11 protein-coding genes are annotated in these 12,370 nt (G+C 46.2%); all 11 read right to left on the reverse strand.

The window, feature by feature from the left end; genetic code table 11:
* Positions 1-3: 3 nt before the first annotated feature.
* Entirely contained in the window at positions 4-1,038 is a 1,035-nt protein-coding gene (locus SCARR_RS18365; RefSeq protein WP_136063110.1) for a hypothetical protein, read from the reverse strand.
* 271 nt (positions 1,039-1,309) lie between these two features.
* Positions 1,310-2,206: a glycosyltransferase family 2 protein gene (locus SCARR_RS18370; RefSeq protein WP_136063111.1), complete on the reverse strand. Its 897-nt coding sequence runs from the start codon at positions 2,204-2,206 to the stop codon at positions 1,310-1,312.
* Positions 2,207-2,330: 124 nt separating this feature from the next.
* Entirely contained in the window at positions 2,331-3,206 is an 876-nt protein-coding gene (locus SCARR_RS18375; RefSeq protein WP_168433293.1) for an O-fucosyltransferase family protein, read from the reverse strand.
* Positions 3,193-3,354, reverse strand: a complete 162-nt coding sequence (locus tag SCARR_RS29585) for a glycosyltransferase family 2 protein (protein ID WP_136063113.1) — start codon at positions 3,352-3,354, stop codon at positions 3,193-3,195. The genes SCARR_RS18375 and SCARR_RS29585 overlap by 14 nt, the downstream gene beginning before the upstream one ends.
* Positions 3,351-5,720: a glycosyltransferase family 4 protein gene (locus SCARR_RS18385; protein WP_136063114.1), complete on the reverse strand. Its 2,370-nt coding sequence runs from the start codon at positions 5,718-5,720 to the stop codon at positions 3,351-3,353. The genes SCARR_RS29585 and SCARR_RS18385 overlap by 4 nt, the downstream gene beginning before the upstream one ends.
* Positions 5,721-5,809: 89 nt before the next feature.
* Positions 5,810-6,892, reverse strand: coding sequence for a glycosyltransferase family 4 protein (locus SCARR_RS18390; protein ID WP_168433427.1), 1,083 nt, complete (start codon positions 6,890-6,892; stop codon positions 5,810-5,812).
* A gap of 107 nt (positions 6,893-6,999) precedes the next feature.
* Positions 7,000-8,310, reverse strand: coding sequence for an O-antigen polymerase (locus tag SCARR_RS18395; RefSeq protein WP_136063116.1), 1,311 nt, complete (start codon positions 8,308-8,310; stop codon positions 7,000-7,002).
* A gap of 3 nt (positions 8,311-8,313) precedes the next feature.
* Entirely contained in the window at positions 8,314-9,384 is a 1,071-nt protein-coding gene (locus SCARR_RS18400; RefSeq protein WP_136063117.1) for a glycosyltransferase family 4 protein, read from the reverse strand.
* A 5-nt stretch (positions 9,385-9,389) separates the two neighbouring features.
* Positions 9,390-10,340 carry a glycosyltransferase family 8 protein gene (locus SCARR_RS18405; RefSeq protein WP_136063118.1) on the reverse strand — a complete coding sequence of 317 codons (951 nt, stop codon included), beginning with the start codon at positions 10,338-10,340 and terminating at the stop codon, positions 9,390-9,392.
* Positions 10,319-11,236, reverse strand: coding sequence for a glycosyltransferase (locus SCARR_RS18410; protein ID WP_136063119.1), 918 nt, complete (start codon positions 11,234-11,236; stop codon positions 10,319-10,321). The genes SCARR_RS18405 and SCARR_RS18410 overlap by 22 nt, the downstream gene beginning before the upstream one ends.
* Positions 11,237-11,248: 12 nt before the next feature.
* A complete protein-coding gene (locus SCARR_RS18415) occupies positions 11,249-12,370 on the reverse strand; it encodes a polysaccharide pyruvyl transferase family protein (protein WP_136063120.1) in 1,122 nt (373 codons plus the stop codon).

Raw genomic sequence — 12,370 nt, forward strand, 5'->3', positions numbered from 1 at the left:
TATTTACTTTTTATCATTACAGCTATCATATTCCCTTCTGACAAAATCTATCGGCAACTCCTGATGGGCGCTTTCATTCATAAAGCCATAGAGCGATTGATACTCGATCCGGAATCCTTCATTCCATTTTTCCAGCAGATAATCCTGATGGATATCTCCATGCACATTCAAATATTCCGTTTGAACCCTGTTGACCGGAACATTGATGATTGGAGATTTTTCAAAGCATACTCCAAATCGAAAATTATACATTTCAGAGAATCTCTGCAAATGGCCCTCGAACTGATTTGGATTAGAAAAGGCAGCGTTTCGCGCAAGAGCGAGCACTTCATCCCGGTAAAAAATCGTTCCATCGACCGATAATGGATATCCCCAATCCAGCTCGCCTTTACTCCATTGCCACGCGAGCAGATCTTTGCCTCCAAAGTTTTTCCGCTGGAACGGCGGAAGAGATTGATTCTTCTGCTGCGTATAACAACGCGTAAGATTGCTCCCCAAACGAAGGGTCGGGATATACATGCGACTGTTAATATTAAGCAAAACATCTAAATCAATATTTTCGGTAAACAATATGTCATCAACCAGAAAAAACAGCTTTTCAGACCGAATTGTTTCCAGGAGGTTAAGCAGCTGCTCTCGAAAGGTGTTCTGCTCCTGATAAACAGGAAAAACCTGCTTGTCTTTAAAGAGAGAAAAAACCTCTTCATATGCGACTCTGTGCGGCTCGCTGGTGGCTCGGTAAAGAATGTAAACTGGAACCGGTCGATTAATTTTTTCAAAATATCCGCATAGAAGGCCATGCAACTGAATTGCCCGGTCCATGGAAAAAATGATGCAGCATGCCTCCTTGGAGTTTTTGCCCCCTATGTTTTCATCGATGCATAACTGCAATAGGTCGCATCCCGCCCCATATCGGTCCGACCACATTTGATATTCATTCTTATCAATCACCTTTAAACCCAGCGGGCGGGCAAGAAATCTCATTACAGGCAATGACAAGCTCCGTAGTTTAAACCAAATTCTACCCAAAATATTCATGGCTTATCAGCACCTATCTTTTCTCACTAAATGAACCTTGGAACCGGAACAGTCCTGCCAGCAAGCCCCTGCGTAGCTCCTACAAAGTGGCAATACTGCACACCGGGAATTCAGACCAATCGATCACCGCGGAATATAAATTTATGCAAATAAAGTCTGGCGCATATAACTATGCAACAGCACTTGCTCTAAAGTCATTATTTACACAAACACCTTATCCTTGCCTTCTGCGCTGAACCAATTAAAAAACATTAATGCTTGAGCCTAGTCATTATTGATTAATCTGGGTCAGCAAAACTGGATTCTTCCGCAGTTTTAGAGCCAATCTGTATATATCACTTCTTACCGGCTTTCTCCTGCAACCTTTCCCGACCATACTTTTCAAGATTGAGGCATAGCCATCCCAAAGTCCTCGGATATTACCTCTGACTCGCTTAACCTTGAAACAGTGGATACCCCCTCTAATAGTCGTCATTGCTAAATTAGGGACCAGATACGCCAACGGGCAGTTTTTCCAAATGTATAGGATTGAACTCCTGCGCGGGTAGTAATCCCAGTTGAACAAATTTCTTACAGTGGATTCATAATGAACCATCGGTTCAGAAACCTTTCCGATTATGCAGAACATTCCTTCATTAATCATTCGAATGCAAAAGTCATCCTCTTCGACGCCATGATGAAAAAACTCTTCATAACCGCCCAGAGAGAGAAATGTACTACGCCTGACAGCACAGGCACAGCCGACATAACTAGCCACAACATATCTATCGTAGTCTAAACAAAGCGGCCCAGCATGATGCAACATTCCATCTTGCAAATAAGGTATAGCAACAGCACCCACGCGGGGATCGTCAAACTCGGCAATCGTTTCACCCACGGTATTGATGCCCGGAAACTCAGTATCATCATCGATCAAAAACAAGACGTCTCCGGTTGCCAGTTTAGCTCCATGATTGCGGTTTCTTATTGAACCGCAATTCGTCTCACGAGAAATAAGCTGAACTCCATTTCCGTACCGGCTTTTGACCATCTCGCACGTTTCGTCTTTGGAGGCGTCATCAACAACTATGACTTCGATCTCACAGTTCTCTTGCTTAAGAACAGAATCGAGACAGCGTTGGAGATCGTCCGCTCGGTTGTAGGTTGCAATAACGAATGATGCTTTCATATCAGACTCTTGTTCAAGACCCTTATCCCAACGAGTGCGCTAAGCGATGCCCCAGAAAAACCCGGCAGGCCATAGAAGCGATGAGAAACGGCCAACTTACTTATCCGAACACGCCAACCAAAACCTACCATAACGAATGCCCACCTAACACTTCCTGCGTTTGCCGCTCATTCACGCAAGCTGAAAAACGGGTAATCGTTGAACTTATCCCGATCAAATGACGACACCGAGCCAACAATAGAGCATCAGTTAGCACGTCTAGTCCTTTTTGATAACCAGAGGCGGCAATCCCTGAATCATAATGCCCGTGAATAGACCTTCCATCACAAGAACGAATACAATCGGCTTGAAAAGCGACCCTTCCTTGATATCTATTCTGAGTAGCTTTGAGGGCTTCCTGATCATCAGTTGCAACGAAAAACTTATCGCATTCGTTGTTATCTAAATAAAAATCTATCGCCTCCCAATATTTCTCTAATGATACGGCTCGACCATACTCTGCCGAAACATCCGTAAACCTCATGTGACACCCTAGCGGTTCTTGCTTCCCAAAATGATGTGAAGCAAATGAATCCACTCTTTCAGCAATATCGTTATGAACCTTCAAGTATCTACGAATGATCTCTGCATAACTGCTTTGCACATCCATGGCTTCATAGCAGGGATGAATATATGTGGCCAATGGCTTGAACGCCCAGCCCCTATGGCCTCCTTCTGCAGAGCGATCTAACTCCTCAAAAGGTTCAAAAAAGTAATCCCAAGCATTGCTGCCGTATTTTTTATCCCAGTAAAGACAGTTATGAGACCATAATGGATGAGGGGTCGCTTTTGCAATTTCACATGCCCTGATCCCGTTGAGAGTCATGAACAGATTTCCAAAAAACCCGCACTCGCCTCCCATTATAATTCCATGACTAACACTGGGAGCCTCTAGCCTTTTCTTAACATACCACCAGTAGATGTCGTATTTAGATTCTTGAACTGTATTACCTAGGCCCATTGGCTGCCACCTCGCACGTTTCATCTTTGGAGGCATCATCAACGATTATGACTTCGGTCTCACAGTCCTCTTGCTTCAGAACAGAATCGAGACATCGTTGAAGATCGCCCGCTCGGTTGTAGGTTACAATAACGAATGATGCTTTCATGCCAGACTCTTGCTCATCGAGTTCATTTCCTCACCCGGCTTCGCGGAACAGGTCTCTAGACTCTCGTTCAGGACCCCCACCAAGCGATCCAGCCACTGTCCCTCAGAATAAAAAGGAACCTGGCTCAAACAGTTTTCAGAACATCTAGATCTGAAATTCCGGTCCGTAAGCATGCGTTGCATAGCATCGGCCAAGGCATCGGCATTTCGAGATGGGACAACAAGGCCTTCCCTCCCATTTATAACCGGACTTCCTGCTTCTTTCGTTACAATGACAGGACATCCCGCTCCAATCGCTTCAGCAACAACGCCTGCAAATCCCTCGGACAAAGCCGGAAGAACCAACATATCCGCCGTCAAGAATTCCTCCCTCATCTGCCGTCCATTTAGCTGCCCGAGAAAGTTTAAGTCTTTACTTAGCGGGTGTCTGATTACTTTTTCGGGAAGTTCGCCCGCAATTCGGACATCCAGGGCAGGGATGGTTTCTTTTAATTTGGTAGCCGCTTCAGCGAGGTAATGTAATCCTTTTCTAAGCGCCTCTCGCCCAGCAAATAAAACTCGGCCGAAAACAGGTTCGTTAACCCGTCCAGAATAATCAATCGAACAGCCGTATGGCACGATTCTGATTTTATTCACATATTCCGGTGAGATTTTGCGTACCCCCTCAGCGACCCATTCAGATGGACAGATTAACAAATCGGCCAGATTGCTGGCTTCCCTCCACAGGCGCCGCTCGAGCTCCACCCCGTCCACATCTCTTTCATCAGCCCACTCTGGAAATAGCGCAGTCTCCTTCCCCATGATCTCTTCTGTAATTGGACTGATAAAAACATCAACAACACTCCTTGCACCACGATCTTTTGCCCAACGCAAAAAATCAAGATCTTCATGATACATAGAGTATACAACATTAGCGTCACGTAATCCCCACTTTTTCATTTTGCTTGAAAGTAACTGATGCCTTTGATGATAGAGAACGATTCCTTTCTTCCTAATGCCGCCGATTTTTTGTGCCAGTTCATGAAAATAGACCGTATCACTCGAGAAGGTTTTCTCCGAGGGAATGCCTTTAATTTTCCATCGGGAAGCCGCACTCCACGATGCAGGTGCGATATGACCAGCGTACCTCACAAACCTACCGACATTGCTTTTTCCCGATGAGTCAGTATAGAAAGCGCACAAAACACCCGCTTCGTTTAGCATTCGAGGGATTGCATATCGGTGCCGTGCGCCGTGCTGACAAACCAGAACCCTCGGCCAAGCCTTGCCAGCAACCTCCCTAGGCGCTCCTAGCAAGATTCTGTATTCTTGAATGATTTGATTGGATTTCAACCCCCAATCATATTTATCAACCTTCATTTTCCTAGTTGCGTTCTGTGCGGATGAATTCGCTAGAGCATCACGAACCGTTGCCTCAACCTCCTCGCGACCCGCATTCTCCTGGAGCCAACGGGCTCCAAATTCGTTAAGAAGAGCAATAGCGCCACCTCCCTTATCAACCGGAAATGCTATCAGTGGAAGTCCGCAGGCAACCGCCTCTAAAATCACTAGTCCAAACGGCTCATAATGAGATGTAAATATAAAAATATCCGCCGCTTGGAAATAATCCTGCGGGTCATAAGTGGAGCCTGTAACAATCAACCTGCCGGCGCGCAATAAATCAGCATTACGGGTATTCAACCTCTCAAAAGCCGGACCATTTCCCACAACAACAAGTACGACGTCATCAGGCAGCACATTCCCAATACACTCAATGCGATCAATCCCCTTCATGGAACAATCTACTCGCCCGAGCCAAAGCAATACCTTTTTATTTTCAGGCAACCCCAGCCGTCTTCGCAAACTTTGTTGCGTTGTTCGATCAACCTCTCTAAATCGATTCAAATCAACCCCATTTGAAATATGCTGGATCTTGTCCGGCGGGAATCCTGCCTGTTTCCAACTAGCACTTGTCGGCTCAGATATACTAATCAACGCATCCGTTGTATTTCTGATCAGCATCCATGCAAATATTCCATTCGACTTGTCAGCCGCTGAGTGGGCATGCACAACCACGGGAGTCTTCAACGACAAGTATACCAAGCGAGGCCAAAGAATTCCTTCGTGGGCATGGATGATATCTGGATTGATTCGCTTGATGGATTTTCTTAACGCAATAATGCCCTTTGCCGCCTGACGCGATGAATCCAGCCCCAAACAAACCGAAAAGGGAGCTAAACTATTAGCAATCTGGGACACCTCGCCATATAAAAAAATTAACCAAACATCCAAACCGGCCTTACGTTGCTCCAGGACCAGTGCCTCTGCAACCCGCAACGAACCGCCGACATCGGGGTCATCTCGCTGACATATATGAACTACACGCATAAGCTGTAAAAAATCCTATCCCTTAAAAATTGGCAAAACACAGAGATCTTGGTTTGCATATTTAATTGAACGGCTAGTGCTCGCATGAGCTAAACAAGCACCGCTTCACGGACCACATTGACTAGACGCTGACCCCAGGCTTCCATTGAGAAATCGGATGCATGCTTCAATGCTCCCGCTGCAAACATATTCCGCTCCTCCCTGTTGCCGATCACCCGAATAATTGCATCCGCCAAAAGCTCGGCATTACGAGCGGGGACTGTGATGCCGCTTCCATCCCGGAAATCGACGCCGCTTTCGCGGGTTGCAATAACCGGACAACCGCAGGCCATCGCCTCCAGCACAACTCCCGCCTGCCCCTCTGAAAGAGACGGTAAAACAAAAACATCCGCTAACTCAAACTCCCTGCACAACTGCCCCGAATTCAGTTCACCTAGGCAGTTCAATTGCTCGCGTTTGCTTATCCACTTAATCTGGCCGGCCGAGACCCCCGCCACACGAACATCAATATCCAAGCCCCGGCTTCTCACAATCTCGGCGGCATCGGCCAGATAATGAACGCCCTTGCGCAAGGCATCACGACCGACAAACAGAATGCGGCCCATTTCCGGCGCGCTGGCTTCGTGCCGAGACTTAAGACTGCTCCCATATGGGACAATCCGGATCTTTTCATTATATTTTTCATGCAATTCCCGGACCCCTTCAGCCACCCAACTCGAAGGGCATATAATGATATCCGCGAGATCAATCACTCTTTTAAAATGAGCTTCCGATCCATCGATCCATGACCGTTTAATCTCACTGTTCTTCATATAAACCGCTTCTTCGTCGGCCACATTCCGAAGGGTTTTAGGATGAATAAAAACGTCTATGATCAGTTTAATCCCTTGTGATTTAGCCCAGAAAAGAAACTCAAACTCCTCGCCGCACATGCTGTATAGAACGTGCGCGCCCTGAAGTCCGCAGCCTTTGTATGCTTTACCCAGATTGCTGAATTTCAACATCAGCGGAAACCGGTCAAAAGAGTAAACCTTTTCAACTGGAATCCCCTCAGGCGCCCTCGAAATGAGCGCAGACATCCTTGGGGTTCTTATTCGGATCCTGCTTAAAAAGCAGGCCACTCTTCCTGCAAAACTATAGGCCGTTGAGTCCGTATAAAGAGCGGCCAGCATGCCCGACTTTTCAAACAGCGCCGAAATCATATACCGATGCCTTGCCCCGCGCTGGCACACGAGAACCTGCGGAAGTTTGACCATCTCAGAGTGCATTCGGAAGCGGTTTAGCATTTCTGGTACAATGCCTGTGTTTCGGTCTCTTGATCTATTTTTGCATAGTGAATGACTGGATATCCAAGCACGAGGAAGTATATCCAATTTGAAACCAAGACGGCATGTGTTCCATGTGAAATAGCATGCATGCCAGAAGAGAGCATGTATACATACAGCAATATCCCCAGAAAGCTCCCATTCATTCCATTTCTGTAAAGCGTTCCCATCATCCAACCAATTAACCAGAACTTAAAAAAACCTAACCAGCCAAATGAAGCAAAAGCGTCATAATATCCTGTCGTGACCGTACCAACCCCGAAATGATGGCCATATCTTTCACTGACCACGGAAAAGGCATTATACTCCGTGTTGACCATTAACGCTTTTTTGAGATCCTTCCCGACCCACTGCCCCGGAACAAAGTTAAAGATCATGCCGTTCCAATGGCTGAGTCCGAAGTCCAGCTGAAAATCTTCAGCCACAACCTGCCTTAGAAAAATATAATTGCTGAAATCTCCAGCAACAGACTTCATTGCCCCCTTAGATCCACTGGTAAAATCAATTCTTGAAGTCTCTTTTAGACGCTCAGAAAGCGATACGTTCTTTTTGCTCATGATAATTCGATAAGATTCAATCGAGTTGACCAGAGCCAAGCCAAAAAGTACGCCGGAAAACAGCAGCCATCGAGGCAGAATAATTCTTTTCACGAACCACAGAGTTACAAAAATATAGGCCGCCAGATTCATCATGACGCCCCTACGGCCACCCACTGCGGCTTGCAGCAAGGACAGAAAAGTAGGCGCAATAAACAAGAGTAACTTCGGGGCTAAAATTTTATCCTGATCCAGATAAAGGATCCAAAGCACCAAAGCGCCGATCACCGCAATACTGCCTAAAAATAGATACTTAACCGTGGCACCAGACCACTGCGTTTGACGCAGCATTTCTTCTGGAAGATTGTTCAGCTTCCAGAGGAAATAAAAACCCATAACCGAGAGTGCTGCCCCGGCCACAAAAAGCTTATCCCGGTCAAACTGCGCATCAAGCCACGAGACCTTCGGTGGCCGCTCCTTGATCGCCTTGCTAAACCCCACCCACAGAGCAATTGAGCATAGGCTGGCAAAAATCATCCCAGTACTGTAAGCCGCATCTGGATACATCTTGGCATTCACAAATCCGCCAATCGCCATCGGGAAGAACCACCCCAAAGATAATGCACCAGCCCAAAAGGGGAACTCATATACCCGGTTCTTCTTCAGCAGATGAACTCCGACCATCGCACCATTCACCAGGCCGTATAGCACTAATGCGATTAAGTTCACGCATTACTCCGCGACAGTCGAAAGCACATTTAAATATCGCTCAATAATCGCTTCACGATTGTAACTATTTAAATAACTGCGTTGAATGCCAGCAGCACTGACCGACTGATTGTTCTGCAACCAGCACCGTATTGTTTCGCCCGCAGACTCAATGTCTTCAACGTTGAGGAGTGCTCCTCTTTCAGGCTCGCTAAGTATTTGAGGCAAGGCCCCGACTGGCGTGGCAAAAAGCGGTCTTCCTGAAGCAAGAACTTCAAGGGCCACAATACATTGCCCCTCGGAATGGGAAGTAATGATAAATAAATTGTTGGCGGCAACTATATTTGGAACATCCGAACGCTTATAGGTTCCGTGAAAATTCACATTGAGTTCTTTCGGCTCAGCCTCGTTGCGCATTGCTGCCTCAAGTGTACCGGATCCATATATATTGAACTCAACCGATGACCAGCCAGCAGGAGGACCATTCCGGAGTAAGGATACAATTTCCAGAGCCATTAAGGGATTCTTTTGAGGTTCAAGCCGACCCATCATCCCAATACGCAAAACAGTGTCTTGCGCTCTCTCCTGAAGAGGAATGATGCCAAGAGGAATGTAGGGAACGACCTCAATTAAAACCTTCGCCCCAGACTCAATAATATCCTCACGGAAGGTCTCTTCCTGCGTTATAACGAGATCGAAAAACGAATAAAAGCGACACCTTGAATCAAGTTCGGGACTGATCTCCCTAGGTCGGTAAGCCGTAATAAACACATGCCTGACGCTTCTTGGCAAGTTTTTATAAAACAACTTGTCAAATATCTTTTGGTGAATGACAACATCCGCCTTCCGCGCCCTGCTCAACGCAAATGGGAAAAGAACATAATCAGGAATGTTCCAATTACATCCGTGAACAACTGGAATTCTGGAAATTTTCACCCCCGCTTTCTTTAACAAACCTAAAGCTGGGTTGTGCAATGATGAGCATAATATTTCGACCTCAACACCCGCACGGACAAGCCCTAGGGCTAGATCAACAGTAAACTCCTCAATACCTCCGACTTTTGCAAAAACCCCAAACAAAAAAAGCACTCTCATACTAATTATGCCCTCCCCGTCAATCGTTTAACAACCGGTCTTACTTTTTTAAGAAAAAAAGAATCCTCGCTAGAAAAAAGAATCTTTTTGGCCCTCCCTTTTGGATACAGCCACGCATAGGGCGTCGACCTCAATACCTCCCAATACTCAAACCAATATGGGTGTTCATTGTAGGTCATAGTCCAAGGCTTGATATTTGTAAAATGGCATATACGCGGATTTCCCCTGGAGATGCTAACTTCTTCTTCAGTGTAGGGAGCAAACAAATCGGCTTCAGGCGAAAACAAATGACTCATACAATTCCATACTGGAGACAGGATCTGCTTTTCTGTTTCAAACATGATGTTTATCCAGTCCTGATCGGGAAAATCAGGATTCGGAAGACGTTTTTTTACTTTTTTCAATTGAGCGGAATAGTTCATCGAACGGATACGTTCGAGATTCCAAACCATCACTCCGGAATTAATATAAGGCCCTGCAATTTCGATCCCCTTCTCTCCTAAGCGTCTGAGATGATCAAACCCGGCATCGGCAACACCCGCGACCGATTCCTCTAATGAGATGTTCCATAGCGGCGCAAGTGAAGAACGAACAATGATATCACAATCAAGATATATAATGCGCTCATCACCGCTGCACAGGAACGGCAGCAGCAATCTGTAATAAACCGAGAATGGCCACTGCGGGTTGCAGACCAGATCCATGTGCTCATGAATCATTTGATCTGCCCGGACAATCTGGATCTCGCAATCCCCAAGTCCTCCGACTTTCGAAAAATGGGCGTCTCTCAAACTTCCATCCGAAAGAATAAGGAACTCAAACCGCTCCTTTTCCGCGGCGTGCAGAAGGATGGAGGACATCGTTACCAAGAGATGCCGAAGATATTTTCTATCCGCGGCCAAACAAACTTTGATCGGAGTATCCATCAACATATTTAACGTAAACTCTTCGGCCATAAACAAACCGGTAATGCGAGCGCGGCCAGTGCAATTAATATCCTTATATTACGCGGCAACGGATTCAATTTTTTTAGGCAGCCCCAAACACAGGCCCGATTCTTTTCGTATATACTCAACATCAGCCGGGCCAAGAGAATTTTATCTCGAAACAATCGGTAACTCGACAAACGCCCGCGGCTTATATACATCTTTTCTTCACGCCGCCCGTAGAGATATTCCAAACCATGATCAAGCACCGAAACAGAATAACACAACGACTGCTCATTCGTTCGATCGTATATGGCCACTGGCTCATCAAGATACGCCAAGGGATAACGTCCCGCGATTCGGCTCCAAAGATCCACATCTTCACCAAATCGCAACCCTTCATTGAAAAAACCAACCGCCTCCAGAACCGTTTTTTTGACTAAAATGGTGTTTGTATGCACCACCCAGAACCCCCGGTATTCACACATGAAGTAATCGATGAGTCCGTGCTTCGCCCCATCTTTGAAAACCCGGCCAGGCTCAGGAGTAATCTTTTCGCCTCCCTGTACTTTCTGGATGAAAGCACCTGTGACAGCACCTGCTTCCGGGTACTCTTCAAATAAATCTACCAATTGATCCAACTTGTTTGGAAGGTAGATGTCATCAGCATCCAAAAAACCAACGATCTCGCCAGTTACTTTGCTTATACCCAAGTTTCTTGCCGCGCTAGAGCCTCGATTTTTCTGGCGAAAGAATCGTATACGATCACCATAGGACGCGCAAATCTCAGCGGTAGAGTCAACCGATCCGTCATCAACCACCACCACCTCAACATTCTCATAGCGTTGCTGAAGTACACTGTCGACCGCCATCTTTAACGTTCGCTCTGCATTATAAGCTGCAATTACAATACTTACTAGATACATCCTAAATCCATACTAAGCTCCAGCCAACGACTGTCTCAACCAATGAATAGAAAACGATCGGTGATTCTCAATCTTTTCTAGCACCTGCTCATAGTCCAGATCATCGTTGATGCACATGCGTTCCATTGCATCCGACAACCCACTTACTACGGCGGATTCCACACCATATCGTTTTGCTAAATCTCGCAAGCGATGGCTACGCATTTCTTCGCAATAATAGGCAAGAAACGGCCTCTGGTATTTCATTGAAAACACTGCGCCGTGAAAAGAGTCTGTATACACAAACGCTGCATTTTTAAAAAGTGTTAGCCATTCTCCAGGGCCGGCATCATATATAATATGATCAGCTCCGGCCCATTGGCATTCCGGACGGTGAGCTGTCGGGCAGATCCAGACCACGGGATAGTCGCCCATCTTCTTCTTGATTGCTGAAACGGCTTTTGCATGACCGCCTTCAATTTCGTCCCCTAAAACATAAATCAGAATATATTTTTCTACAGGTAGTTTGAATTTCGCCTCAAGATCCGAAAAATCAACCAGTAGAGTAGGATCGCAAACCGTAGAGGGAACACGGCCGGCCAACTGTTTAAACCAGTGGCTCGTGACGTCGTTCCTAACAGAGACATGACCAAACGCCTTCAGCGCGGCACTGACCTCATCCCAATCATCCCGGGGAATCACTCCGTTACCCGAGCATGCGGCATAACTGATTTTAAGACCATCATAGGGCGGTGTAAAATCGAGCAGATAGGCCGGAGGTGCATAATAGTATTTCTGGTTCCACACCTGATCACTACCGACAATTAAGGCGTCATAATCCTGCACAACATATGATACGTTGGAATTGTTGCATTGCCGGGAAAACGTGAGTTGACCAGACATAAGCGAAGTGAAACGGCGCTCCATTGTTTTACCATATCTAAGCTCCGCCCAACGACGCATGAAATTTTCTTTCGAGATCCCCTCGCGTAATCGCCAACCCTGCCATAAAGAAGTTTTAGATTCCTGAACAGGATGAAAATCAATGACATCAACGTCATGGCCTATTGATTTCAGTACCCGATAGAGCCCGATGCACTGAAGCAAAGCCCCGTAGTTATAGCAAAAATGGAAGGTCAGAATACCTATCTTCAT

Source organism: Pontiella sulfatireligans (assembly GCF_900890705.1).
GTDB lineage: Bacteria > Verrucomicrobiota > Kiritimatiellia > Kiritimatiellales > Pontiellaceae > Pontiella > Pontiella sulfatireligans.

Bases quoted from the DNA above. Each gene is read 5' to 3' on its own strand.
- SCARR_RS18400 (WP_136063117.1), bottom strand. From the start codon at position 9,384: ATGAGAGTGCTTTTTTTGTTTGGGGTTTTTGCAAAAGTCGGAGGTATT.
- SCARR_RS29585 (WP_136063113.1), bottom strand. From the start codon at position 3,354: ATGAAAGCATCATTCGTTATTGTAACCTACAACCGAGCGGGCGATCTT.
- SCARR_RS18415 (WP_136063120.1), bottom strand. From the start codon at position 12,370: ATGAAGATAGGTATTCTGACCTTCCATTTTTGCTATAACTACGGGGCT.
- SCARR_RS18370 (WP_136063111.1), bottom strand. From the start codon at position 2,206: ATGAAAGCATCATTCGTTATTGCAACCTACAACCGAGCGGACGATCTC.
- SCARR_RS18405 (WP_136063118.1), bottom strand. From the start codon at position 10,340: ATGGCCGAAGAGTTTACGTTAAATATGTTGATGGATACTCCGATCAAA.
- SCARR_RS18375 (WP_168433293.1), bottom strand. From the start codon at position 3,206: ATGGGCCTAGGTAATACAGTTCAAGAATCTAAATACGACATCTACTGG.
- SCARR_RS18390 (WP_168433427.1), bottom strand. From the start codon at position 6,892: ATGCTGGCCGCTCTTTATACGGACTCAACGGCCTATAGTTTTGCAGGA.
- SCARR_RS18410 (WP_136063119.1), bottom strand. From the start codon at position 11,236: ATGTATCTAGTAAGTATTGTAATTGCAGCTTATAATGCAGAGCGAACG.
- SCARR_RS18385 (WP_136063114.1), bottom strand. From the start codon at position 5,720: ATGCGTGTAGTTCATATATGTCAGCGAGATGACCCCGATGTCGGCGGT.
- SCARR_RS18365 (WP_136063110.1), bottom strand. From the start codon at position 1,038: ATGAATATTTTGGGTAGAATTTGGTTTAAACTACGGAGCTTGTCATTG.